General features: G+C 58.4%; 25 protein-coding genes. 19 read left to right on the top strand and 6 right to left on the bottom strand.

What is annotated here, in order from left to right:
• Positions 1-81: 81 nt before the first annotated feature.
• Positions 82-741, bottom strand: a complete 660-nt coding sequence (locus DYI20_RS01870) for a thymidine kinase (RefSeq protein ID WP_110101295.1) — start codon at positions 739-741, stop codon at positions 82-84.
• Between the two features lie 87 nt (positions 742-828).
• Here DYI20_RS01870 and DYI20_RS01865 point away from each other — a divergent pair, with 87 nt between their 5' ends.
• The 8 genes from DYI20_RS01865 to DYI20_RS01835 all read left to right on the top strand — a co-directional run bounded on the left by DYI20_RS01865 (position 829) and on the right by DYI20_RS01835 (position 7,141).
• Positions 829-1,194: a TetR family transcriptional regulator gene (locus DYI20_RS01865; RefSeq protein WP_110101294.1), complete on the top strand. Its 366-nt coding sequence runs from the start codon at positions 829-831 to the stop codon at positions 1,192-1,194.
• A 6-nt stretch (positions 1,195-1,200) separates the two neighbouring features.
• A complete protein-coding gene (locus DYI20_RS01860) occupies positions 1,201-1,650 on the top strand; it encodes a TetR family transcriptional regulator C-terminal domain-containing protein (RefSeq protein WP_110101293.1) in 450 nt (149 codons plus the stop codon).
• Complete coding sequence (locus tag DYI20_RS01855; RefSeq protein WP_110101292.1) at positions 1,647-3,245, top strand: ABC transporter substrate-binding protein; 1,599 nt, start codon at positions 1,647-1,649, stop codon at positions 3,243-3,245. Before DYI20_RS01860 ends, DYI20_RS01855 begins: the two co-directional genes overlap by 4 nt.
• A complete protein-coding gene (locus DYI20_RS01850; RefSeq protein ID WP_110101291.1) occupies positions 3,242-4,192 on the top strand; it encodes an ABC transporter permease in 951 nt (316 codons plus the stop codon). The genes DYI20_RS01855 and DYI20_RS01850 overlap by 4 nt, the downstream gene beginning before the upstream one ends.
• Entirely contained in the window at positions 4,189-4,830 is a 642-nt protein-coding gene (locus DYI20_RS01845; protein ID WP_244924638.1) for an ABC transporter permease, read from the top strand. The genes DYI20_RS01850 and DYI20_RS01845 overlap by 4 nt, the downstream gene beginning before the upstream one ends.
• Positions 4,725-4,961, top strand: coding sequence for a hypothetical protein (locus DYI20_RS12500; protein ID WP_244924646.1), 237 nt, complete (start codon positions 4,725-4,727; stop codon positions 4,959-4,961). Before DYI20_RS01845 ends, DYI20_RS12500 begins: the two co-directional genes overlap by 106 nt.
• Positions 4,958-6,640, top strand: a complete 1,683-nt coding sequence (locus tag DYI20_RS01840; protein WP_110101290.1) for an ABC transporter ATP-binding protein — start codon at positions 4,958-4,960, stop codon at positions 6,638-6,640. Before DYI20_RS12500 ends, DYI20_RS01840 begins: the two co-directional genes overlap by 4 nt.
• 240 nt (positions 6,641-6,880) lie before the next feature.
• Positions 6,881-7,141, top strand: a complete 261-nt coding sequence (locus tag DYI20_RS01835) for a hypothetical protein (protein WP_110101289.1) — start codon at positions 6,881-6,883, stop codon at positions 7,139-7,141.
• A gap of 1,046 nt (positions 7,142-8,187) precedes the next feature.
• Here the strand turns inward: DYI20_RS01835 and DYI20_RS01830 are convergent.
• Together DYI20_RS01830 and DYI20_RS01825 are read right to left on the bottom strand one after the other, a co-directional pair.
• Positions 8,188-8,790, bottom strand: a complete 603-nt coding sequence (locus DYI20_RS01830; RefSeq protein ID WP_110101288.1) for a response regulator transcription factor — start codon at positions 8,788-8,790, stop codon at positions 8,188-8,190.
• 14 nt (positions 8,791-8,804) lie between these two features.
• Positions 8,805-9,560, bottom strand: coding sequence for a sensor histidine kinase (locus tag DYI20_RS01825; protein ID WP_166769900.1), 756 nt, complete (start codon positions 9,558-9,560; stop codon positions 8,805-8,807).
• 2,344 nt (positions 9,561-11,904) lie between these two features.
• Here DYI20_RS01825 and DYI20_RS01815 point away from each other — a divergent pair.
• The 7 genes from DYI20_RS01815 (at position 11,905) to DYI20_RS01780 (ending at position 18,963) form a co-directional block, all read left to right on the top strand.
• Positions 11,905-12,783, top strand: coding sequence for an ABC transporter ATP-binding protein (locus DYI20_RS01815; protein WP_110110510.1), 879 nt, complete (start codon positions 11,905-11,907; stop codon positions 12,781-12,783).
• A gap of 9 nt (positions 12,784-12,792) precedes the next feature.
• Positions 12,793-13,500, top strand: coding sequence for an ABC transporter permease (locus DYI20_RS01810; protein ID WP_110101284.1), 708 nt, complete (start codon positions 12,793-12,795; stop codon positions 13,498-13,500).
• A gap of 488 nt (positions 13,501-13,988) precedes the next feature.
• Positions 13,989-14,462: an HTTM domain-containing protein gene (locus DYI20_RS12255; protein ID WP_158278390.1), complete on the top strand. Its 474-nt coding sequence runs from the start codon at positions 13,989-13,991 to the stop codon at positions 14,460-14,462.
• Positions 14,463-15,249: 787 nt separating this feature from the next.
• Entirely contained in the window at positions 15,250-15,801 is a 552-nt protein-coding gene (locus tag DYI20_RS01800; RefSeq protein WP_122548721.1) for a hypothetical protein, read from the top strand.
• Positions 15,798-16,541 (top strand): class I SAM-dependent methyltransferase, encoded by a 744-nt coding sequence (locus DYI20_RS01795; protein ID WP_110101280.1) that lies wholly within the window; start codon positions 15,798-15,800, stop codon positions 16,539-16,541. The genes DYI20_RS01800 and DYI20_RS01795 overlap by 4 nt, the downstream gene beginning before the upstream one ends.
• Positions 16,538-17,149, top strand: coding sequence for a response regulator transcription factor (locus DYI20_RS01790; protein ID WP_110101279.1), 612 nt, complete (start codon positions 16,538-16,540; stop codon positions 17,147-17,149). Before DYI20_RS01795 ends, DYI20_RS01790 begins: the two co-directional genes overlap by 4 nt.
• Positions 17,150-18,765: 1,616 nt before the next feature.
• Entirely contained in the window at positions 18,766-18,963 is a 198-nt protein-coding gene (locus DYI20_RS01780; RefSeq protein WP_183145574.1) for a hypothetical protein, read from the top strand.
• Positions 18,964-19,000: 37 nt separating this feature from the next.
• Here the strand turns inward: DYI20_RS01780 and DYI20_RS01775 are convergent, their stop codons facing one another.
• The gene (locus DYI20_RS01775) at positions 19,001-19,918 is read right to left on the bottom strand and encodes a C40 family peptidase (RefSeq protein WP_110101277.1); all 918 of its coding nucleotides are present in this window, start codon (positions 19,916-19,918) and stop codon (positions 19,001-19,003) included.
• A 278-nt stretch (positions 19,919-20,196) separates the two neighbouring features.
• Between DYI20_RS01775 and DYI20_RS01770 the strand changes: the two genes are divergently transcribed.
• Positions 20,197-21,963, top strand: coding sequence for a choline/carnitine O-acyltransferase (locus DYI20_RS01770; RefSeq protein WP_110101276.1), 1,767 nt, complete (start codon positions 20,197-20,199; stop codon positions 21,961-21,963).
• A 75-nt stretch (positions 21,964-22,038) separates the two neighbouring features.
• Here the strand turns inward: DYI20_RS01770 and DYI20_RS01765 are convergent, their stop codons facing one another.
• Complete coding sequence (locus DYI20_RS01765) at positions 22,039-22,461, bottom strand: DUF3151 domain-containing protein (RefSeq protein WP_370443920.1); 423 nt, start codon at positions 22,459-22,461, stop codon at positions 22,039-22,041.
• Positions 22,462-22,694: 233 nt separating this feature from the next.
• Between DYI20_RS01765 and DYI20_RS01760 the strand changes: the two genes are divergently transcribed.
• The 3 genes from DYI20_RS01760 to DYI20_RS01750 are packed head-to-tail and all read left to right on the top strand — an operon-like array spanning position 22,695 to position 25,356.
• Positions 22,695-23,702 carry a methionine ABC transporter ATP-binding protein gene (locus DYI20_RS01760; RefSeq protein ID WP_110101275.1) on the top strand — a complete coding sequence of 336 codons (1,008 nt, stop codon included), beginning with the start codon at positions 22,695-22,697 and terminating at the stop codon, positions 23,700-23,702.
• Positions 23,702-24,385 carry a methionine ABC transporter permease gene (locus DYI20_RS01755; RefSeq protein ID WP_110099095.1) on the top strand — a complete coding sequence of 228 codons (684 nt, stop codon included), beginning with the start codon at positions 23,702-23,704 and terminating at the stop codon, positions 24,383-24,385. Before DYI20_RS01760 ends, DYI20_RS01755 begins: the two co-directional genes overlap by 1 nt.
• Before the next feature lie 50 nt (positions 24,386-24,435).
• Positions 24,436-25,356, top strand: coding sequence for a MetQ/NlpA family ABC transporter substrate-binding protein (locus DYI20_RS01750; RefSeq protein WP_110101274.1), 921 nt, complete (start codon positions 24,436-24,438; stop codon positions 25,354-25,356).
• A gap of 119 nt (positions 25,357-25,475) precedes the next feature.
• Here the strand turns inward: DYI20_RS01750 and DYI20_RS01745 are convergent, their stop codons facing one another.
• Positions 25,476-25,805 (bottom strand): YqfO family protein, encoded by a 330-nt coding sequence (locus tag DYI20_RS01745; protein ID WP_110101273.1) that lies wholly within the window; start codon positions 25,803-25,805, stop codon positions 25,476-25,478.
• Positions 25,806-25,813 lie beyond the last annotated feature (8 nt).

Raw genomic sequence — 25,813 nt, 5'->3', positions numbered from 1 at the left:
CCTTGGCCTGAGAACCCTACCTTCCTAGTTTATCAGGCGAGCAAGGTCACCAGCTCGGGCGGACAGTGGGCCCCAAGGGCTTTATGACAGCTCCGGTATCCCCGAGCGCTCCCGCTCTTTTAGATAACAGCGAGCGCACAGCGAGATATACGTGACATTGGTGTGCTGAGAACCATCGTCATCGTCGATGGCCACCTGAGCGCCATCAAAGACAAATCGGTCACCTAGTTTCCTGGTATTAAACAGAGCCTTACGACCGCATCGGCAGATGGTCTTTAGCTCCTCAATATTATGGGCCAATTCAAACAGTCGGCGCGCTCCCGGAAATGATCTGGTTTGAAAGTCAGTCCGGATCCCGTAGGCCAACACGGGTACATCATCGAGCACCGCGATCCGCAACGCATCTTCGACCTGTTCGACACTCAGGAACTGAGCCTCGTCGATGAGTAAGCATGATACCGGCTGGCTGGCCGCGTCCAAATCAGGCACCAAGGAATACGGGTCGCGGCCCGAGGCTCGTTGCGCAAAGCTCTCCCGCAACGAGGCTCCCTGCAATACGAGGAAATCCACCGTGCGCACCACACCCAGACGCGAGACAATCTGATCGGCACCCTTGGTGTCCACCGCAGGTTTGGTCACCAGCACGCGCATGCCACGTTCTTCATAGTTAAACGCTGCCTGCAAGAGCGCGGTGGATTTGCCGGAGTTCATTGCGCCATAACGGAAATACAGTTGAGCCACGGAGCTTTACTCTAGTCGCCCGGGAACAATCCCGATATTGCGATTGCCCCTGAATGTGAATCAAAGTATTGCGATCACCGCAAGCCGGTGATACGTTTACTGCGTGACTCACGCCTGGCCCAGCAGATGGGTCTCGATGAATCCAAACTCTCCAAATCTTTAGCCGGGGTGCGCAAATTTTCGGCCACCGAACTGCATGCGCTGGCGCGACTAACCGGTGTGAGCGTGGACTGGCTTCTGGGCGATGGCACAGATACCTCCTCGCATCCCTTCCCCACCCGCCAGGACACCAACACCCAGTGCTCTCGGCGCGAAGCGGTGGTGGCTGCTGCCTGGGAACTGTTTGCTTCCCGCGGATATTCCACCGTGAAAATCGACGATATCGCCCGGGCTACCTCCATGTCCCCGGTCGCGGTGCTGTACTACTTCGAGAATAAGAACGCCATCTTCTGAGCGACGTTGCACCACTGCAGCCAGTTAGCTGCCCAGTCCCAGGCACGGTCGCTGGCGATCACCGACCCCGTTCAGGCACTGCGATCGCTGACCCGCACCCAGTTACCCACCACTGAACGTACTCGACTGGAATGGGCCACCTGGGTGCAATTCTGGTCGGCTGCCCCCGCCTTCCCGGATGCTAAAGAAGTCAACGCCACCGCTTACCAACGCTGGCTCGACACCGTCACCACGCTCATTCAGACCGGTCAAGACCAGCATGTCCTGGTCGATACCCCTGTCGATGCACTCCGCGATGTCTTTGCTGCTTTGATCGACGGGCTGGGCATCCGGGTGATTACCGGAGGACTTGACGCCGATCGGGCCGTGACGCTGGCCGATCAGCTCATCTTGGGCCATATGGTTTCCGAAACCTATCACCATCATCACACCACCACGGGGTATTCCTCACTATGAACCACCATCACCGCATCCCCGACCCCCGCCCGGCAGGCTTGCACCTGAATCGGCGCCAGCTGTTAGGCGGGGCTCTTGGCCTGGGCGCGCTCGGCGTGCTCTCAGCCTGTAGCGCACCCCCGGTCACCCAGGTGGATACCTCCGGCCCGCCTACTCAAGGTGGCACCTTGCGAGTTGGGCTCGCCGGCGGGTCAGCAACCGACTCGTTAGACGCCCACGCACCGGTGAACTCCGGAGACACCGCGCGGGTGATCAACCTCTACGAGGGGTTATTGCGCCGGGACGACAACTATGAATTGGAATACCGGTTGGCGGAGTCCATGGAGGTCAACGACGACGCCACCGAATGGAGGCTAGTGCTACGCGAGGGCGTGACGTTCTCCGATGGTCGGCCGGTCCGCCCCGAAGATGTCATTGCTACCGTCGAGCGGGTGCGCAACCCTGATGATCCAAAGAACGGGGCCTCGATGATGGAAGTCATCGACAGCATGGAGGTCGTCGATGAACGCACCCTGATTTTCAAGCTCTCCACCCCGGATGCGGAGCTCGACGATGCGTTTTCCCAGTACCAGATGGGCATCGTCCCCGAAGACTACGATCCAAGCGACCCCATCGGGGCCGGCCCCTTTACGCTCGGTGAATTCGAACCCGGTCAGATCACCACCCTGAACCGCAATGACAACTACTGGGATACTCCCGCCCACCTGGATCGGGTCGAGCTGGTGAACTTCCAAGAAGAAGACGCCATGCTCAACGCGTTACTCTCCACCCAGGTCGATGCCATCGGCCAAATCAACCCGACCCTAACCCGGGTGGTGGATGCCGATGAGCGGTTGCAGGTGTTGAACTCCGAGACCGGGATGTGGCTCCCGTTTACCATGCGAGTCGATACCGCCCCATTCGACGATGTGAAAGTCCGCCAGGCCATGCGACTGGCCATCGACCGTGAGCAAATGGTCAACCAGGTGTTCTCCGGTCACAGCCAGCTTGGTAACGATATGTTCGCCTTCTACGACCCGGGGTACCCGGACCACCTCGAACAGCGTCAACAAAACATCGAACAAGCCAAACAGCTCCTCTCGGAGGCCCGCTACCCCGACGGGCTCGAGGTGGATCTGGTCACCAGCGAGATCCAAGCCGGCGCGGTCCGGGCCGCGCAGGTGCTAGCCGAACAAGTCCGAGCCGCCGGAATTACGGCCAATCTCCACCAGGTCGACACCACCACCTTCTACGGTGACGGTAACTACCTGCACTATCCCTTCTCACAGTCCTTCTGGTACACCCGCAACTTCCTCGCCCAGGTAGACCAATGCGCCACGGACACAGCACCGTTTAATGAAACCCACTGGGAGGGTCCCGACTTCGCCGCCCGAGTCTCCGAAGCCCAAGCCACCGCCGATAACGCCGAACGCGAAGGAAAGATTGCCGAGCTCCAAGAAGAATTCTTCGACCGGGGTGGCTACATCATCTGGGGCTTCTCCAACCAGGTCGACGCGATGCAGAAATATGTGATGGGTTTTGAAGAAAATGCCACCGGCTTGCCCCTGTCTGGCTGTAACTTCCAGCGGGCCTGGATTGCTGAGGTGAACGCATGACCAAGCTGATTGTGCGACGATTGGGAATCAGCCTGCTGATTCTCTTGGCAGTTTCCATCGTGGTCTTCTGCGCCACCCTGCTGTTGCCGGGTTCTCCGGCCACCGCCATCCTGGGCCAACAGGCCACCCCCGAACGCATCGCCGCCCTGGAAGCCGAGATGAACCTCGACCGGCCCGCTTGGGAACGATATTTCCTGTGGCTGGGTGGACTGTTCACCGGCGACTTCGGCACCTCCACCTCCACCGGCGGGCCGATTTCCGAATACTTGGGCGAACCGCTGGTGAACTCGCTGGTGCTGATGGTACTGGCCGCCGTACTGTCCATCCCGATCGGAATTGGTGTCGGCATCTATACCGCACGACACCGCGGGAAGAAACGCGACCAAACCATCACCTGGATCTCCCTGGCCCTGGCCGCCATGCCCGAGTTCGTCATCGGTATCGGCCTGGTGACCCTGTTTGCCACCTCGGTGTTCCAAATCTTGCCGGCGGTGACCATGAACCCACCGGATCAACGGGTCTGGGAATTTCCCACCCAGCTGATTCTGCCCACCCTGGCCCTGTTGCTGGTGGTCAGCCCGTATATTGCCCGCATGACCCGAACCACCATGATCGAAGCCCTGGACTCCGGGTACGTGGAAATGGCCCGCCTGAAAGGTGTGCCCGAACGGCGAGTGGTGTTCCGTCACGCACTGCCCCACGCGATCGGACCGGTCGCCCAGGTGGTGGCCATCCAGTTAGCCTGGTTGGCTGGCGGTGTGGTCGTGATCGAGTACCTGTTCCGCTACCCCGGCCTGGGCCAGGCGCTGATCGATGCGGTCACCTATCGTGACGTGCAAGTCGTGCAAGCCATCTCGTTGTTGATCGCCGTGGTCTACGTCCTGGTGAACCTCGCCGCCGATATCGTCGGCATTCTGGCCAACCCTAAGCTCAGGAGTGCTTCATGAGCCAGCTGAAAACCTCCGCTTCCAAACCCGACCCACTCATGGCCCGCATCTGGGCTCAACCCGAAGGCAAAATCGGTGTCATCCTCACTGGCCTGGTGCTGCTTATTGCCCTGGTCGGCTACTTTTTCGCCCCGGAGATCACCGGATACTCCACCACCGAATTCGTCGGTTTGCCGTTCACCAACGACGCGCTGCTGGGTACCGATAATCTCGGCCGGTCGGTCCTCTCCCGCTTCGTGGGGGGCGGGCTCCTGTTGCTCCTGTGCGCAGCGGCCGCCACCGCCATCGGTCTGGTCCTCGGCGCCCTGTTGGGTATGATTGCCGCCTACGCCGGTGGGATCACCGACGCGATCATCATGCGCGTCAACGACGTGGTGCTGGCCTTCCCCCAACTGATTCTGGCCATGCTGGCCATCGTAATCTTTGGTCCCTCCGCCCTGGTGCTCATCCTGGTCATCGGCTTCACCCACGCCCCCCCCGCATCGCCCGGGTGGCCCGGGCTGCCACGCTGGCAGTCACGTCCGAAGACTACATCCGCGCCGCCGAACTCTATGCGGTCCCGCGTACCCAGATCCTGGTTCGCGAGATCTTCCCCAACATCACCGGCCCGCTGGCCGTGGAAGCCGGGCTACGCCTGACCTACTCGATCGGCACCAACCTGCTGGCCGACGCCTTGGCACGTGCCACCGCCCTGCCGGTGAAGGCCTCCCGACTGGCCACGAAGACCAATACCCCCGAGACCACCGCGGAGAAAGTAGCCAACCGATGAGTCCCGACCATCCCACCAGCGCAACTGACACCGTGGTGCTCACCATCCGGGGGCTGAGCGTCTCCGCCACCGGCACCGGCCACCAGATCATTCACGACCTGGACCTGGATCTACACCGTGGCGAAATCCTCGCCCTGGTCGGAGAATCCGGCTCCGGTAAGACCACCGTGGGGCTTGCCTGTCTGAACCACTTCCGCACCGGGCTAGCCCAGACCGGTGGCGAGATCACCCTCTACCCACGCACTGGCGAAACTCCAATCAACGTCATTGAACTCACCGATGACCGCATTCGAGCCCTGCGTGGCGAACGCATCGCCTACATCCCCCAAGACCCGGCGTTGAGCCTTAACCCGGCCATGCGGGTGGGCGACCAAATCCGGGAAGTACTCGACATCCACGGCTACGGCTCCAGCTCCTCCGAGCGCGCCCAGCGAGTCGCCCAGGTCTTAGGCGATGTCGGTTTGCCCGATGATGATTCCTACCAGCGTCGCTGGCCACACCAGCTCTCCGGCGGCCAACAACAACGCATCGGTATTGCCATGGCCTTCTCTATGAACCCCGACGTGCTGGTGCTCGATGAGCCCACCACCGGGCTGGATGTCTCCACCCAAGCCCACGTGCTCGACACCATTCGGGAAATGACCGCCCGCCACGATGTGGCCTCGCTCTACATCACCCACGACCTGGCGGTGGTCGCCGAATTGGCCCACCGCGTGGCGGTCATGCTACGCGGTGACCTGGTGGAAATCGGCGATTGGCGCAAAATCCTGAACGAACCCGACCACCCCTACACCCAACGCCTCCTGCGGGCAGTACCCGATCTAGCCGGAAAGAAAAATCTCACCGAAACCAACCAGGCGCCCGCGATCACCGAGCCTTCCACCGCCGCCCAGGGACAGTCTCAACCGCAGGAGAAATCCGGGCCCAGCCAACACCTGCTGGCTGTGCGGGAGTTGCGGATGTCCTACGGGTCCCATGAGGTGCTCAAGGGAATCAACCTCACCATCGATCCCGGGGAATCGACCTTATTACTCGGCGAATCCGGTTCCGGTAAAACCACCCTGGCCCGATCGATCGCCGGGCTCAACCCGGACTACACCGGCACCATCCAGCTACGGGGCCAGGCACTGGAACACCGGGCCCGCAAGCGTAGCCTCGATGCCCGCCAAGACATCCAGTACATCTTCCAGTCGCCCTTCTCCTCCCTAAACCCGCGCCAATCCATCGGGAAATCCCTGACCGTACCGTTGCGGATGTCCCAGCGGCTACCTTCCTCCCAACACCGGGCTGTGGTGGAAGAAACCCTAGAAGCTGTCCAGCTGGATCCCAGCTTCTACGACCGCCGGCCCGGAGACCTCTCCGGAGGGGAACGCCAACGCGCAGCCACCGCCCGCGCCCTGGTCAACGCACCCTCGATGCTGGTCTGCGATGAAATCACCTCAGCCCTGGACGTCTCCGTGCAAGCCTCCATCCTGGCCCTGTTGAACCAATTGCGCCACCAGCGCGGGCTGGCCCTACTCTTCGTCACACACAACATCGCCCTGGCCCGACACATCGCCACGCAAGTGGCAGCGTTGAACCAGGGCGAAATTGTCGACCACGGGCCGGTCAATGACGTCCTTGACAACCCGTCACATTCCTACACCCGACATCTACTCGACGACCTACCCCAGCTGTAACACTCCAGCTGGGCTGAGCATTACAGGTGGCCACTCCTGGTAGCGACAAATGCGTTCCCACCACACGATATCCCCTTGATGGCGGGACTCTTCACTCGAGGCTCAAGATAAGACTGTGCTCGGCGTTGAGAGAGAATCTCAGGACTTCACGAGTAGGTCATGACACAGTGGCACTAGAGCAACTCGCCTATTCCGCCCACGATGGGAGTGCAATTACCCCTAGTGAAGGAGAGCTCGACGATGCAAGCAGTACGCTTTGTTTCGCTTGTAGTCATGATCATAGCCCTGGTGGTCGCGGTGTTTGTTGTCCTCAATAACGTGATGGATCCCAGTAGCCTTCCGGATCCCATAGCCCCGGCTGTTGAGGTCCTTCCGGAGCAGGGATCCGGTGCAGCTATTGTGCTAACAGTCGTGGTGGTAGGCGTAGGCATCCTGGCCTCGGTAGTCCATAAGAACGCGAAGAAAGCACTGGAAAAACAGGACTCGAAGAAAGACCTCTAAGACAAGTCCGGTTCACGGAGTAAAATTCCCTTGCCGGTCCCCCGAGACGTATGAGTTGGACTTTCCTGCGCACGGCGCCATCGGTGGATAGCGCACCATGCGCAGGGTCGGGGTGAATCGTCGCTCTGTTTTTGCTGTCATGGGACAGGCGCTTCTTGACGGGCCTAGGATTCCCATTCTCATGACACGTTCGGCAGGTTTTCCTCGAAAAACTGACGTTGTCGCTCTTGAAAGCCGGCAATATATCGGTTCTGAAACCCATTTGGTTCATTTCTTGAGAATAGACCAGAATCCAAGAGTCTTTGACCTGCGGACCAACAGCAATTTGCCAGATCCAGTACAGGTACCAGCTGGGCAACGGCCAAAGGAAGCAAGGCAGGAATAGAGAGAACGGGAGCCCACGCGTCGCCACAGGTGGGCGTAACATCACATTCCCACCGGTGACTCTCGGCGTGATACGGAACCGGATGGCGCCGGTCGAAAGCGCCAGGGAGGCTAACACGTGCAATTCAAGCCCGAACGTAATGCACAACGATCGCTTCTTCACACGCACAGTTCTCCGGAGGTACTGGCAGAGGGTGCCGGCACCCTCTCTAATCCGAGTCCTGAGGGAAACGAGATGGTGCCTGTGATCGTTGCTGGTCTCGGTGACTCTCCCTCTGAGCCCAGCCTAGTGCCAGTCCACACAGAAAAACAACGACCGGAGCGAACCACACAAGCCCACCTAGTGAACTGGCAATAGCTTCCACCCACCCTGGTAGCGGGTCTACGGACAGATGCACGAGAAGGGCCGGCACGCATAACAACACGGATACAGCCATCAGGACATAGAGCAAATTTCGAAGAGTAGACATGTTTCCAGTGTTCATCGTCTGACCCCCCCAGCTGTAGTGACACCACGTCACCGAGGATTTTGGTACCGAAGGCCAGGACGAACCTCAGGGTGGAGTACCGAGACTACGGCCCCGGGTCTGATTGTAGGAACGTCACGGTCGGTTGTCAGATGCCCCGCAAAGAGAGGAACTAACACGATGGGGACTAGGGGCTCATATCCAATCAAGATCGCGAGCGAATCGCGCTGCTTCGTGCCGGTTTGTTGCATGTGTTTTGGCTATGGCACTTGAAAGGTAGTTCCGTACGGTGCCTTGAGAGAGAAAAAGTTTAGCCGCGATTTCTGACGCTGAGAATCCTTCTCGGGTTACGCGTAAGACATCTTTCTCACGTTCTGTAAGTGGGCAGTCGTCGCTTACCGCCGATGCTGAGACGTCGGAGCCGATCCAGCGCTTTCCTTGATGAACGGCCTCAATGACGTCAGCGATATGAGAAGGGTCGGCAGATTTACTCTCGAACCCTTTAACTCCCAGCCGAAGAGCCTTGCGTAGCACTCCAGGTTTGGCGTGCCGGGTTAACATGAGCACTGGCTGACGTGGTAGCTGTTGCTGAATTGTCTCTAGCACCTCGAGGCCGTCGATCTCAGGCATCTCAAGATCAAGAACCAATACATCGGGCCGATAAGTCACAGTAGCCTCAACGGCTTCATGCCCGGTCTGGGCTTCTGCAACAACTTCTATTTCTCCTTCATAGGGCAAGATTTGTGCCATTGCGGCGCGCAGGAGGTTTTCGTCGTCTGCAAGCACAACACGAATCATGTTGCCATGCCTTTCTAACGTGTGGGGAATCGAAGTTCAGTGATGAACCGGTTTTCTTCACAGTGCGCCATGAGCGTACCGCCAAACGCTGAGACTCTTTTCTTAAGGGCGTCAAGCCCACTCAGCTCTGACGCTTCAGAAGTGACTCCGTCATTGCTGATTCCCACGATGTTGGAGTTGACCGTTATTTCCACCTGTCTAGCGTCGGAGTGTCGCAAAATGTTCGTTGTCGCCTCCCTGAGCACCAAGCTTGCTGGTTCTTCACGTTCGAGCGGGAGATCGGCATCAGCGTGGTGAACATTGACCGTAGCACCTGTAGCCTCAAGGAGGTTTTTCGCGTTCTCCAACTCGCCCTGCAGGGTTAGACGGCGTTCTCCATAGGCAAGTGACTTGGCTTGCGAGATCGTATCTGTCAGAAGACCACGGACCTCGTCCAATTCCTGCTTGGCAGCGTCAGGAGCGTCGTCCATCTGTCGCTGAGCAAGGGCCGTTTTCATCTTGACTACATGCAATGTGTGCCCCTGAATATCATGTAAATCAGCCGCGAAACGGAATTTCTGCCGATAAAGGGCCAATTGAGTCTGGGCTCGGTGGGCATTGTCGAGCTCCCGCACAACCCGCACTGTCCACCGAGACCCGAAGAAGACGGCCACCCAGAAGAGGCCAAAAACCACAGTAGTCGTCACATAAATAGGCGCCTGATCCGGCTCATGCACTGTCGAGAGGAGCGCCAGCCCTACCGCGACACCTAGGAGACCGGCAGTGGCCACGACTCGCATTCTCGGTAGCGTGGAGAGGTAGGCAGCGCCTGCAATCAACAATCCGCCCGTGGCTAAGGGGCTTACTGCCAACCAGCTGGCTACCCCGGCAGTAAGAACGCCGACTAGCAAAGACCACACCAAGAGGTTTCGACTGAGCTTCGCCCACCGTAGTGCGACGCAAAACGACAGTGTCGCGCTGGGCAAGAGAATCAGCACGTGCCAGAGGGGGTCAAGTGCGGTAAGCAGCCCCGCAGCCCAAAAAACAGCCAGTCCTAGCAACAGTCCCTGGGTCGTATTGGTCCGGACACGCTCTAGAGAATGTCGCTGCCACGTCCCAGAGATTCCAATGGATTCTTCTGTTTCGTTCCTGTTTCTTTTGTTGTCAGCCATGGATTCTCCTCCTGGCAGCACCTACTGCCCTCTCGGGCGGGAAGACTTTGAGCGAGTCGTAACTCACTCTATTTTATCCAGCGAGCCAGTGAAGTTGGGCTTGTTCTAGAAATACGGTTCAAAGATCCACATTTCTGGGGATATTTTCAGCCTTGCAACCGATTAGTGTTGGAAATGTCCGGACAACACCCGGGCACGTAAAGTAGGACATCCCTGAGAGGAGGTTAGATCATGCGAAATGACCTGACACATTTTGCGGACACACTGAATATCGGCGAAGTCGGGCACGCCGTTACTGCGATGCCGACTCTCGCAACTCCCGCGACCACAGCGACTACAGCAACTACCGCTATCTTCGGGTTTACCGATAGCAACCCAGTTACCGTGTCGGCCGAGGTCGCACCCTATGGTTCAGTCAACGAACTGATAAGGGCTCGTGAGAGTGCTCTTCAACCTAACGGCACACAACTCACTCTACAAGGTGGCGGAGGGCCACGCTAAAATGCTCGCGAAGCACCTTCGATTCCTCCTGCACCGATGACAGCCCCGTCGGTGTGACGCCGAGAGCTATGGGACGTGGGTTGTCGATGTCGGCGACGGCGAAGACATGAAAGACGTACGCGTTCCAGTACGCAAGGGCGTTCAAGGAGTACGGAAGCTTGTTACTCAACGACCCCGTCGCCGACATCGGCAGGCAAAGAGATAACTCGGGTATCACCCAGTCTCAGGACGCAACCCGTGCTTCAGGCCGTTGAAAGTCCTTCATCGCTTTTGGGCCACAGGCCGAACGCAGTGTCGAATTTTTCTGGCCACCGAGATGCAGGCCCCGGTAGATCCCGTAGCATACGGGGAGGTGGTGTTTTAGTAGCGCCGATACACCGATATGTTTCTGGGCCAGTTACTACTGGATATCGCTGGAGACAACCGAACGCCACCTCGCTCTTGTAGTTGCGAAGTACGGTTCGAGGCGATTGCGCGGCGCGGCCCTCGCCGTTACTACCCCAATCGCTCCAGCTCGGGCCAGTAAGTGGGGCGGTCGCGGACCCGCATGGTTTTTCTGAGCGGCAACACTCTTGCGAACCGAGGGCCGACGTTACACGAGGAGTTCTTCTGGCCCTGAACCTGACTCACATATCAACGTGATATGAAAGATCGCCCGATCGATACGCAAATACGCACACCTGCATGTCTTAGCAGAGTTTGCTACCACAGTCTCTCAAGTGCTGCTCGAGTTCAACGGGCGCGCCTTCGATAACAACAACCAGTTCATTAATCACGACGTGACCGGCTGGGTAACCGGTATGAAGATCTTCTTCAAGGGGTCGCGACCCTAGAAAGAAAAACCTCGTAGCCGTGACCGGGTCGACTAGTAACTACCACGTGCGCGATACACGTATTCAGGGCTCCACGACAACCCGCTGCGCTGGCGGTTCTCGATCTCCCTTACCGTTCGTGAAAAAACCGGCAAGGTTGATTCGCCCTCCTGAGCACAGTCGTCGCGTGGGCCACAGACTGACTCGGGCGTCCACATTGCATCACGATGACACGAAAACGCCGTCCTGCCGGCCCCTCGAAGCGAATGTGTTCACTCAGCTTCAGGAACGTGGGCTGAACAAACACACCACCAGCCCGAACCTCCCTGACCGCACCCTGAGTGGCCGGTCGCTCAATGACCGACTCACCACAATGCTCAAACCTTCAATAGTGGCCCACAGATCAGCCTGGATGCCACTCCGCCCATCCTCACTCGCGGCGTCAGGCTCCGACCGGTGAACCGACCAGGCCAGCTTGTCTTGCGATCAGTTTCACGTGATGCGTCGGTTAGATTCCGCCCGTAACTTGAGGCGAGAGGCTCCGGGTTGTGTGTCGCAAACGCGGCACACAACCTCTTTTTCGGAAAGCGTCCCTAACTCATGACAGTACGTCACTGGGGCCACTCCGCCAATTTTGCTGGGATGAAGACATGGTTACACGAAAGGTCATTGACGTCCAAGAGCTCACCGTGAGCTATGGAAAGTTCACGGCGGTTGAGGAGCTCTCGTTCGAAGTACAGCAAGGCGAACTCTACGCTCTTCTAGGCACAAACGGCGCAGGGAAGACATCGGCACTGGAGACCATCGAGGGGCACAGGCGTCCAAGTTCCGGTACGATTCGAGTCTTTGACCAAGATCCCCGTGATCGCAGATCGGTTCGACCCCGAATGGGGATTATGTTGCAGGAGAGCGGATTCGCTCCGTCTTTGAGGGTCGGGGAGACCGTTGAACTCTTTGGGGCCGTGAGCGGCCGGCAAGACGATAAAGACCGCGTCCTTCAACGAGTCGGGCTCTCCCATAAGGACACCGTCCAGGTTTCTCAACTCTCTGGGGGAGAAAAACGCCGCCTGGACTTCGCAACAGCAATTTACGGTGACCCCGAGCTTGTCTTCCTGGATGAGCCCACCACCGGCCTTGACATAGAAGCACGCGACGAACTCTGGCAGGTAGTTAGCGAGCTCCGTGACCAAGGCGCCACGCTAGTGCTGACCACCCACTATCTCGAGGAAGCCCAGGAGCATGCCGATCGAATTGGATTGATGCACCGAGGCCGACTCGAGCTTGAAGGCACATTCAACCAGCTGGCAGGATCGTTCCCCACAACGATCAGTTTCAGCACCCCCGAATATCGTGGCGAAGTTCCTGTCCCCGTAGATACCACGGATCGTGGCTGGAAACTACAAACTCAGGACCCTCAGCGCGATCTGTTCAAACTTCTGCAATGGTCAGAGGAGAAGGCCATAAGGATCAGCAACTTATCGGTCCAGCCAGCAAGCCTCGACGATATTTTCCGAACACTGAGCAACTGAGGAGACCAGATGTTACCTATCGCCAAAGCCGAGTTCATCCAGATGCTCAGGGACCCTTTGGTCCTGTTCATGGCAACAGTCATTCCTTTGGGCATTTCCGTGTTCCTTTATTGGAACCGCGACACGATAGGCGGAACCCCTGTGATCGCTTCTCTGGTCATGGCAGTGATCCCTTCTTTCGTGGTCTACGCCAGCACTACCACTACGTTGGCTTCAAGACGCCAGAATTTGTTCCTCAAACGCATGAGGTCGACCTCCCTCAGCGATCCCGCCATCCTTCTCGGCCTCTCGTTGGTACTCATTGTGCTCTCGGCGGCACAGACGCTGGTGATTCTGATGGTCTTAACACTGGTGGACAGCGGTCCAAGCAGTCCAGTGCATGTGGTCGCTGTCTTGTTGCTGACTCACGCCATGTTTTTCGGCCTTGCCCTCGCTACAGCTGGCATAACGAGTTCTCCCGACAGTGCCCAAATCACAGTACTACCGATTACCATGGGTGTGGTTGGAGTGGCCACGTGGGTCGCAGCTACCGGCACAGACGAGATGGCCGGCTTAAAGCTCTCTCTACCAGGAGGAGCGGCTGCCGAACTAATCGTCCAGGCATGGAGCGAGGGGGCCACCGGCGAAATGACGATGCTACTCATCCCAACCCTAGCGTGGGTGGGCCTCGCATTCCTTGCGGCACGGTTCCTCTTTCAATGGGAACCGAGGCGCTGAAGCGCGCTCTCGCTTGGCACACCAGGCACAATACACTCCCTCTAATAGATTCCAAAGCACACGCAACAGGCGCTATAACAGCATGTAGGAGCCAAGATACCGGAAGGAGACCTGTGTTTTCCTCGTCATGCAAGTCAAATCCAGGACAAGCACTAACACGAGGGTCGCGGATAGCAGCGATAGGGAGCTTGGTTGGATCGCTAGAAGAATTGAGCCGACCGGCCGACGTCAAGTCCGATTCCTTACTCGCCTGGCGACTACGGCGCACTTCACTACCGATGTTCCAAGGCCGCCTTGGCCGTCAGTTGGACAAATGCTTCGAACATCCTGGATACCAGTATCTGGTATTCCTTCGGTCGCTGGCAGCTATCGGCACGATCATTGCCCCGGAACGGACAAAAGTCCGCACCCTGTCGATAACCACCCTGACACTACTCCTGTGGGCAAAAAGTTACCGAGGCTGGTACGGGTCCGATGGATCCGACCAGATGTCCTTTATCGTATTCTCATCAGGCGCCCTTGCGGAGCTGATGCCCCGAAACGAATGCAACGCTACCCTTCTCAGTTCCTTTGTCGCGTTCCAGAGCCTACTTTCGTACTTTGCATCTGGGGTCGCCAAAGTCGTCTCTCCGTCGTGGCGAGATGGAAGCGCCCTCAAAGGGATTTTTAGAACACAAACCTACGGCGATGAAAGGTTTTACCGTTTCCTGACCGCGAAAGAGTGGAGGGCGGCCGCCATGAGCCGAACTGTCACAGCATTCGAAGTCCTGTTTCCAGCAGTAGTGCTGATGCCAAAAACCCTCCGCACCATAGGGCTCGGCATCGGAGCCGCGTTCCACATAGCCAACGCCCGGTTCATGGGGCTGAACAGGTTTTTCTGGGCCTTCTGCGGGACCTACCCGTCCATCATTTCCGTCGCGAAGGCCATTCGTTTTTCATGGAAGCACCGCCTCTTACAATAATCCCGTCCTGACGGGAACCGACTATGCCGCCCCTCTTCATTCAGAGCTACTCAGCTCAGGTTCTTGCCCACTCGGAAGTCTACGAGTCAACGGGAGATCTAAATTCTACGTCTTTTCCATTTTTACAATCGAGATAAAATACCGACTCTCAAAGCGCGAGCAGTCCCGCGATACTAGAGCGCCGCAGAACGGTTCCTCGACCGTCTCCGAACCAAAACCGTTGTGATCTTCTCGAACCACTCCTTCCGAGGTGTGTTAGATGCGCACTTCGTAGCCCATATGACACAATGTGTCAGTGGATTGGCGCTGGTTGATTCCTCTAACACCGAAGTGACTCATCCCTCGCCTCGGTAAGAGCAAGCGATTCGCACTCTGCGGAGACATTTACGACGAGCCAAGTGACGCGCTTCCTCTCTAAGAGGTTGAGCCATTAGGCAAGTAATGTGGCCAAAATATCTCGCGAATACGCAGTGGAATTCAGCAAAGAAGATAAAAAGTGCCTGCCGACCTGCGAACTTGGAACTCACATTGACCGGGCTTCTCAAGCGTAGCTGGGAGCTCAAAAAACAGCACTCTATTGATAACCCGCCCTATATGGCTTTTCGTGCCAGCGACAGTTGCATGGAACTTCAGGAAGTACTGCGTTCGATTCCTGAACGCAGCCCACACATCACCATCCATCAAGCCGCGCACCGTGCAAAGTTATGGCTTCGGCTATTCACTGAAAATCGTGAGGGCAATGGCCACGTACTTTTGGCCACATAATCACTCGAAGGAGGGCGCTTAAGTGAATACAACAAGCATCTGCCACCACTTCACCACGTACACACTTGCTGGAACGCTGGGCATCTGGGCCACGGCCACCGTGCTTTCGCAATTTGATATCGGTCGGAAAACGGCCACCAAAATCGACAAGACAGGTCTGATGGTCCCAGATTCGCGGTTCTTTGCTCCTAACCCAGCTTGTCACGAAATTAGGCTCGTGTACCGCAGTCAACTTCCGAACGGGGATGTCACAAATTGGCAGGAACTAACGTACAGTCAAAAGCGTAGGTTTACGCACCTAATTTGGGCGCCACATCGCCGCCTGGAGAAGGGCCTTTTTGACGCGACCGATGAATTGGTGAGAACCCACGAATCCACTCAAGACTTCCAGCGCGTCAAACTGAGCACAGCGTATTTGACATTGTTGAATACCGTTACTCACAAAGGTGAACATCCTCAGGATAGTGTACGAACGCAATTTATGCTGATGCGCGCTACATCTTACGAACCACGCGTCGCTCCTGAGCCAGTTCTGGTTTCCGACTTTCATAATTTGGAGGCTGGTATGCCATGAAGCCACCCTACCCCGATGAGTCTATTGAAACGTATGAACTCGTCCACTCCGTCCAGAATGATGTTAACTTGATTTCCGACTTCGTTAGTTCGTTACCCCGCATGCCAGTGACGGTGCTGGAGTTCGCGGCGGGGACTGGGAGGTTAACCCTACCTCTTGCTGAGGCCGGCTTCTCGATAACAGCCTTGGACCTATCACCAACCATGCTCGAGATCCTTCAACGGAGGACCCGGGGGTACGACGTTTCTACAGCCTGTGGTGACTTTAGAAATGAGCTAGTCCACGGAATTTTCGACCTTTGCGTGATAGTGACAAATACTCTATTCATGGTTCCCGGATGGAAAGAACAACAACGAGTTCTCTCTCAAGCAGCTAATTGCACCGCGGACAACGGCTACTTGATTCTAGAGACATATGACCCGCGGATTTATCTCGATCAGCCGGAGACATTCAGCCTTTCGGTGCCTCTAACTGAGCAGCACCTGCTCACCGATACTGCCTTCGTCGATCACGTTGCCGAAAAAGTAACTCTGATCCGCACAGTCACGGGGCCCGAGAACCAATCGTTTTACACCGAGACGAGCCACTGGTTAGCACCTCGCGAGCTTGACATTCTCGCTTCCAGCGTTGGCTTCGAACTTCTCGAACGATATGAGGACCTAGCCAAGAATCCATACGTCACCCAGAGCAAGAACCTGGTATCGGTTTACCAAAAGACTTGCCAAGGAGAAGAACGATGATTACTCTCTCCACCATTTGTGGTACTGGCGAAGCCAGAAGCGTGAGCAACGTTGAGAGCTTGTTGAAAGACTTTAATATTGGCCATAACAGGGTCGTCGGTGTGGCCAAGCTTCCTGAGGGTCCGAATATACTTCTCATCGGAGAGCCTTCGCTTCAACAGGTGATACACGAGCTCAGATGGTACAGCGATGTTGACGCTCTCACCATCCTCCTGGCCACCCCCGACCCCCATGAGGTCATAGCGCTGGGCTCCGTCCGAGTAGTGGTAGTAGGAACCCCGTTAGACACCGCCGAGATTATCAGCGCGGCCGTCTCGGTATCATTACCCGGGGAATACGTCTCGCGGCACCAAGTCGCCCGGAAGTTGAGCCATCATATATTAGAGAACCCTCTCACGGCACGCGAGAAGGAAGTACTCCACCAGATCTCTTTGGGCAAACGAGACGACCAGATCGCGCAGACGCTTTCAGTAAGTACAGCCACGGTCCATACTCATGTGAAGAACCTTCGTAGTCGGCTACAAGCAAGAAGCCGTACTCATGCAGTCACCTTGGGACACAATCTTGGAATACTACCATTGGCCCTCCCCGGCCCCTCTTCCCTGTAAGCCCTAAAGCTTCCCAAAAAGCTCAACCGCCTTTAAACCAGATGATTCGTCTGTGGCGTCAAGGGTCCCAACGGTTGGACCGATACGCGGATACTTGCTGTCGCAGGGTAGGAGGTTCGCGTTGACGTGCATCAACAAGTCAGGTCCCGATAGCCACCTCTCGCAACCACACCTCTTGCGGGTTGACCGATTTGGCCTCGACGGGGGCGCTACGCTTTGAACACTGAACTTTGACGCTGACGGTGACGTGGAATGGTTCGGAATGACCACAGTTGCCGAACCACCAGCATCCATGACCAACCATTCCGCCACGTCTTGATCAAAACGCGCGACAAACTGGGCGATGACTTACGACGTTTTCCTCACCGATGACCCGGGCAAGGCTGTCATGCTGGTCACCCGACAGCCCTCGAGTCTCGAGAGCATTGCACAGGGAACCCAGTAGGCTCAAGCCTTAGACGCAAGCATCGATACCACGTTTTCCACGGTTCTTCAGGGGAAATCAGGCATTCGGCTACGAAGCTTAGAGTCGTCGAGGACATAGTCATTGTCGAACTGGTACATCATCTCCCGCTGTTCGCGCGCAGCGTCGCTGAAGCTACCAGCGACCGTGAGAACAAGTTTTCCCCACAGTAGCTGGTTTGAACGTGCGACCTACCGCAGAGGATAGTTCTCTGGATAGGTCATTGGCGGAAAACGCGGTGATCGCTGGCATGTGAAGCGTCGGCATGGACCGGAGATCTGGCCTGAGGCATGTTTCAGCTACCCCCTGGGCAACACCGCGAGGCAACACGAACGAATGCCTGTTGTCCGGCTTGCCGAACCACATGAATGAGCACTTTCTTCCTCTGACGACCTTCTCGAGAGAGCTCCACGGCATAACCGTGGTCTCTGCACCCGGATCGAGAAAATCTGCCGCCCGGCACACGACCACGTCGTGACCGTCCAGACGCGCCTGATCAAGAATCTTCGTCCCTTCCAACCTGGCGGTTCCCTTCCCACTGCAGGGTCCCATCGGGTGCGACTCCGTTATCGGTAAGGTGGCGCGACCGTACACATAGAGATTGTCGAGGAAAGCCGGCGGAATCGGGCGGCTTTCGGTCGATGACACCATGGAACGGACCAAACCTGGACACTCCTCGCTTGAGCTCGGCGGTTTCATACGATGAGATCTAACAATGGGAAAGCTCGCCAGTGGAGAGGGCATCGCTTCGTAGGCGCGAGATGGCAACGACTCGAATACCACGTTGGGAAGTGCACGCGCGACGAGACTTCCAATCTGCCCACTTGCACCGATCACGGCAACTCGTCGCTCTCTGGTCACTGATTCTTCTCCTTTGATTCCTCGGTGGCGACGCCGAGGCAGTAGTGCCTCGAACCCACAGTGGCCGGAAAGCCTTTGCATTGCACGGAGCCAGAGGATCGAGACACCGTTTTCGTGCGTGTTGTTCGTGCCGACTCGTTACGCGATCATGTTTAATATTCTTCTTAGTGCAATGAGCTCATCGCTCATAGTGCACCCGATCCTTTGGTTCGATAGGGCCTGTATTCACAATGTAACCTACCCCGTATCTAGTCATCTAGTCGTCGAGACTCATCTGAAAACCGCCCAGGGCGTGAACCAATTGCGCCACCAGCGCGGGCTGGCCCTACTCTTCGTCACACACAACATCGCCCTGGCCCGACACATCGCCACGCAAGTGGCAGTGTTGAACCAGGGCGAAATTGTCGACCACGGGCCGGTCAATGACGTCCTTGACAACCCGTCACATTCCTACACCCGACATCTACTCGACGACCTACCCCAGCTGTAACACTCCAGCTGGGCTGAGCACCGAGAGCTCGGTGGTCTTAGAACCGAGCAGCGGTCTGGATCGGCGGGTTGTACTGCTGGTAGGTCGACAGGTTGTCAATGGTAATACCCGCGCTGGGGTTACGGGCCTGAGCAATCTGGCCATCACCGATGTACATGGCCACGTGGTAAATGCCCGAGGCGGAGCCATTATTGGACCAGAACACCAGGTCACCGGCTTGCAGGTTGTCCAGGGAGACATGCTGGTTGGCTGCCGAGTACTGGGCGGATGAGGTACGTGGCAAGTCCTTGCCCGCACTGGCGTAAGCGGCCTTGACGAAGGCCGAGCAGTCGTAGGCCGAGGGACCATTAGCGCCAAAGCTGTACACAGCACCGGAATTGACGATGTCGATGGCCGCGTTCACGGCCTGGCCCTGCCAGCCACTGGCCGAGCTGGTTGCCGAGACGGTTTGAACGTCCAGGGGTTCATCGGCCGACGCCTCACTGGTTGCTGTCTCAGCATTGGAGGCAGTATTAGAGGCAGTCTGCGCCTGTTCCCCGGTGGACTCCGTTGCGCCCGGAACGGTCAGTTCTTGGCCGGGGTAAATGGTGGTAGAGGCCGAAATACTATTGGCCTCCAGTAACTCATTGAGGCTCACGCCTAACTCGCCGGCGATCTGTGAGAGCGTATCCCCGGCTTCCACGGTGTAGGTATCAGCAGATGTTTCAGCAGAAGCGGTGTTGGCGCTATCGGAGGTGCTATTCGGGCCCACCTGAGCCGCCGTCGAGGAGCCCTCCGCGTCGGCCGGCACATCTTCCAGGGCAGCGGTGGCCGAATTCATTCCGGTGAAGGTAGCACCAGCCACCGCAGCAACACCGACCAGCCCGCTGGTCACATTCTTCCGACGACGGCGGGTGGCAGCCTGCTTCAAGGCCCGCTCAGCGTCAATACGCTCGCGACGAGTTAAATAAGTCATCAATCAGGATTCCTTCTCTATCTCGTGATCTCTACTCGTGATGAGAACATCAATGGACCGCGCCCGAACAGCGCGTTGTTATCTGACTGTTATCCACCGTGACACAATCGTTATCTGTTCGCAACCGACCGTCTGAATTAACTGAGGATTCACCCCGAAGTCATACCCTTTAATCCGCATGCTCGTGCCGATCCCGGGAAAACCTGAGAATATCCTGTTATTCTTTCGTGACTTTATCTACCGGATGGTAGGGCTCCTGACAGCAACCTCACCGACAGGTGACAATAGAGGTAACCCATCCTGTCGAAGAGAAAGCCCATACCGCTGTGACCCTCACCCCGCACCCGGCCACCGTCGACCTCAAGCCACTACCTCTCCCACATCTTGATGACACCTTGGACACGCTCCGCCACGCGCTACGTACCCTGTTGGCCGGGGAGGAATTTGCTCACGCCGAAAAGATCATCGATTCCTTCCGCACTCGCAATGGCCCCATCCTGCAATCTCAGCTGGAACAGCTAGCCTCCCGGGCCGAGGCCACCGGCACCAACTGGATGTCGGATTATTGGTACTCCAGTTATCTCGCGGTCCGCGAGCCACTGATGCTGGCCTCCAATGTGGCTTTCCAGATCGAAATCCCCTCCGAGAAGACCGGATCTGCTCGAGTCGCAGACCTCGTACACCGCCTGCTCCGGTTCCACCTCATCCAGGCCCGTGGCGAGATGCCCGAAGAGATCGATGCCCGTGGCAACCGCATCACGATGAACCAGTGGTTTACCTTCAACGGCGGGATCCGCACCCCGCAGGTCGATGAAGACGTGATCGAGCCGTGCACCCTCGATGCCCGCGAGCGCGAGATTGGCGTGTTCCACCGCGGCCAGCTACACGCGGTCACCGTGACCGATCAGACCGGCACCCTGGCCACCCCCACGCAACTGCGGGTCGCCCTCGACCAGATTCTGGACGAGGCACACACCGCCCAGCAAGCCCAACAAGCCCAGCAACCAAACTTCGCCGCGATCTCCGCACTGGGCTCTGAGTTCTTGGCCGAGCACCTGCCAGAACTGCGGGCTGTAGGAGAGAATGAACAGACCTATCAGCGGTTGAAAAACACGCTCTTCACCGTCGACATCACCGAGGCAGACCTGCCCCGGGCCGCTGAGTTGCGCAACTTTGCCTTCCGCCCCGGGGCAGCCTGGGTCTATAAGCCCATCAGCTACCAGGTCGGGCTCCACCACGACTGGTTGTGCATGGAGGTCGAACACACCGGAGTGGACGGGGCCACCCTGGTCACCGCACTCCAACGGATCCAGGCTCTCGACCCCCAGCCCACCACCATGGATCCACACCAGCCCGAGCTAGCCAGTGAACCGTTGACCTGGGAGTTCACCGATGAGCTACTGGAGCGCTTCACGCCTGAGGTGGAGCACTACCGCGAGCGCGCTCGCCACTATCAGGTGGCGATGGTCGAGGTGGACCGGCTCTTACCCGTGGATAACTATCCGCTCAAGCTCAGCCGAGACGCCTGCGCCCAGCTGATGATGTCGACCGCCCAGTACTTGACCTTCCAGCATATCCGGGCGGTCTACGAGGCCGTGGACATACGCGAATTTCGCGCCGGTCGCACCGAATGCCTCCGGGCTGCCACCCCGGAAGCCGTGCGCTTTGCCACCGCGCTGGCTCAAGGGAAGGCTACCGAAAATCTGCTGATCGATGCGCTGAACCCCCACCGGATCTGGGTCAAGAAATGCAAGGCCGGATCCGGGATGGACCGACACCTGCAACTATTGGAAGCCACCGCGATCGCCGATAACACGCTGATGGCCTCCGACCCGTTCTTCACCGACCCGGCCATCCGGTCGGTCCGCCGGGACTTTTTGTCCACCACCTCGGTTGGTGGCCCCGAGCAGATCATCCGGTATGCCTTCGCCCCCCACGATCTCCGAAGGCTTCGGCATCAGCTACACGCCCAAACCCGCCCACGGAGAATTCTGCGTCAGCTGGCACGACAAAAACTCCCAAGGCCCCGAGACCTTCCTGGCTAACCTCGCCCGCGCCGGCGAGCTATTTTGGGAGTTTATCGACTCACTACCCCGCCCACAGCAGGACAACCCGTAACGCTAGCGAGCCTCGATCTGCTCCACCGCGCTGGGGTCACAGTCATGCAACAGTGTCGTGATCCGCTCCACCTCATCGGATTCCCCGATCGCGGCAGCGGCTCGGCCCAGAGCGTACAGTGCGCGCAAAAATCCGCGATTGGGTTCATGCGAGTACGGGACCGGGCCCTGCCCGCGCCATCCGGCCGCCCGTAGCGCGTCCAGTCCCCGGTGGTATCCCACCCGCGCATAAGCGTACGAGTCCACGGTCCGCCCCTCCTGCCAGGCGTCCTCGGCCAATAACGCCCACACCAGCGAGGACCGCGGGGCCACCGGCACCAGATCCTCCGGCAGGTCACCGGCCTGCAGCCGTTGGTCCACCTCCGGTTCCGCCGCCAACAGAGTGGGCTCGGGTTCCATCAAGTTCTTACCGATCATCGAGGCCACAACAGGCTCCTTTCGCCACCTCAGCGCATAGATTCTGCTTCCACTGTACCCAGCCTGGCGAAGTTCCGAAGATGACACCATGTGACATTCCCGGTGAAATCACGTTCACACCGATACCGCGCTGCGAGTCAGTGTCCCCTATTCTTGAGGTACCTCATTGTCAGCAATGTCAGCACGCGCACGATGCACTGAGCCCACCGGCTCTGCGCATCAGGATCAGGAGATACCCCTGCATGATCACTGTTGAAGGCCTGACCAAGGTCTACCGACAAAACGCCCGTGAGGTTCGGGCGTTAGATGACGTGAACCTTCAGGTTCCCACCGGCTCGATCCACGGCATTATTGGTCGTTCCGGGGCGGGGAAATCCACCCTGGTGCGTTGCCTGACCCTGTTGGATCACCCCACCGAAGGCACCGTCGCGGTCAACGACACGGTGCTGAGCAACTCCTCGGCCAAACAACTGCGTCAGGCCCGCCGTCGGATCGGCGTGGTGTTTCAGAACGCCAACCTGCTGTCCTCGCGCACCGTCGTCGACAACGTGGCCCTGCCGTTGGAGATCTCCTCGGTCTCCAACTCCGAACGCAAACGGCGTGCCGCCGAACTGGTCAATCTCGTCGGCCTCGACGGCTTCCACGAGGCCTACCCTGCCCAGCTGTCGGGCGGACAGCGTCAACGCGTCGGCATCGCCCGCGCCTTGGCTGCCGACCCGGACGTGCTACTGTGCGATGAACCCACCTCCGCCCTCGACCCGGCCACCACCAAAGAGATCCTGGAGCTGATCCGCTCGGTGGCCCACCGACTCAACCTCACCGTGGTGGTGATTACCCACGAAATGCACGTGGTCAAAACCCTGTGCGACGCCGTCTCTCTGCTGGACGCAGGTCGCATCGTCGAATCCGGTCCGCTGGAAGAAGTCGCCGCCCACCTGAACGGTCAGCTCTCCGCCGCGTTGTTGCCACTGGACGAACTCGATGAAGCCCACCGCGACCCCCAAGCCACGCTGATCGAGGTGCTGGGCTCCGGCGAACACCTACCCGCCCCTACCACCGTGCTGGAAGAGGCCCTGCCGGTGAAGGCCATCGTCTCCACCGGCACCATCGAATACCTCGGACCCACTCGGTTCGCCCACCAGCTACTGTCCGTAACCGGCGGGGACCAGCCACCCGCTGCCGAACCAGCCTTACAAGTCCTGCGCGCCGCCGGATTCCAAGCTCGCGCCCTGAAGGCAGGTGATCTGTAATGGATTGGTTCACCGAGAACGTGCTCGAAAACCGCGCCATCACCAATGCCGTGCCCGAAGCCCTGTGGGAGACCATCCAAATGGTGGTGATCTCCTCGATCGCGACCATCATCCTCGGGCTGATCGTCGGCCTGATCATGCACATCACCCGCCCGGGCGGACTTGCACCGGTACGTTGGCTGTACGTGATCATCTCCTCGATCATCGTCAACATCACCCGCTCGATCCCCTACGCGATCTTGATCGTCGCGCTGATCCCCTTCACCCAGTTCTTGGTCGGCACTGCCATCGGCCCCATCGCCGCCACGGTGTCCCTGACCATCGCCACCGCACCGTTCTTCGCCCGCCTGGTCGAAACCGCACTGCGTGAAGTCCCCGCCGGCACCGTGGACGCCGCCCAGGTCATGGGCCTATCGAAGGCCCAGATCGTGTCCAAGATCTATCTGCCCGAAGCCCTCCCCGGACTGGTGGCCGCTTCCACCAATACGATCGTGGTGCTGATCGGCTACTCCGCCATGGCCGGGCTGGTCGGCGGTGGCGGTCTGGGCCGACTCGCCTATAACTACGGCTACCAGCGCTTCGACACCGCCGTGATGCTGGTGACCGTGATCCTGATCGTGGTGCTGGTCCAGATCATCCAGTTCATCGGCGATCAGATCGTCAAGTACGTCGACCACCGTTAAGCTTTCCTCCCCAACGAACCACACACCCACCTTGGAAGGAGAACTCTCTGATGACCTCATTCACCTCACGCCGTCGCATCCGCCACGGACTGGCCCTCGGGGCTACCGCCACCATCACCGCCCTGGTGCTGACCGGTTGCGGTGAAGAAGGCGGTGGCGACAATGGTGGCGACGGAGACGTCACCACCATCACCGTTGGTGCCAACCCGGTTCCGCATGCTCGGATCCTGGAGTACGTCGATGAGAATCTGGCCGAAGATGCCGGTATCGACCTGGAAATCAACGAATACGATGACTACCAGACCCCGAACCGTGTGCTGGACGAAGGCGGCGACGACGCTAACTACTACCAGCACCTGCCCTTCCTGGAACAGCAGGAAGAGGACCTGGGATACGATTTCGATCACGGCGATCCGATCCACCTGGAGCCCTACGCTGGCTTCTCCGAGAAGCACGACTCCATTGACGATCTGCCCGATGGCGCCACCATCGGTATCACCAACGACCCGGCCAACCAGCCCCGCGCACTGCAGCTGCTGGAAGCCGAAGGTCTGCTGGAAGACATCGGTGACGACCAGGGCGCGCTGGATCTGACCGACGAACAGAACCCCAAGGGCCTGGAGTTCGAAGAATCCCAGCCGGAGTTCTTGGCTCAGGTCGTCGATGATGACTCCATCGACCTGGCCATCATCAACGGCAACTACTTCCTGGAGGCCGGACTGAGCGTCGATGACGCCCTGGTCGTGGAATCCGCCGAGGACAGCCCGTGGGGCAACATGCTCGTCTGGCGTGCCGGCGACGATAACGACGCCATTGCCACCCTGGAGGAGCTGTTGCACTCCCAGGAAGTTGCCGACTTCATCACGGAAGAATGGCCCAACGGTGAAATCATCCCCGCCGAAGGCGACAGCTCCGAGTCCTCCGAGGACGCCTCAGACGAGGAAAACGCCGAGGAAGAAGACGCTGAGTAACTCTCACCGAGTCTGACTAAGGGTTTGACTAACGCCTGCCACCGCAGCCAACCACCACAGTTGTGCCATCGGTGGCAGGCTTTTTTAACGCCCTGGGCGCCCCGGTGCCCGGGCACCCATTACTCACGAAAATCCTCCAGGGTCGAGACCGGGATGATGTGATAGGCCGGTTGCTCGTACGGGTGCACCGCGAGTGCGGCTTGCACCGCTGCCCGCGCTTTATCGATCGGGGCCATCATCTCGATCCGGTCTTCAGCCACTTCCTCGGCACGCGCTACCTCTCCAATGGCCGGTGCAGCCCCCGGCAACGGAGTGAACCGCCCGGTGCCCTGAGAGGTGAACGATGCTCCGTAATACTCACCGATCGGGCCCACCGCCTCAGCGAGCGCGTCACGGACTGCTTCGGCGTTCTCGGTCGGTACGTAGATCACAATCACGGCATAGCTCATGGCACATA

It is taken from the genome of Auritidibacter ignavus (assembly GCF_003703835.1).
Lineage (GTDB): Bacteria > Actinomycetota > Actinomycetes > Actinomycetales > Micrococcaceae > Auritidibacter > Auritidibacter ignavus.
This window is presented reverse-complemented; position numbering and strand designations above follow the sequence as displayed.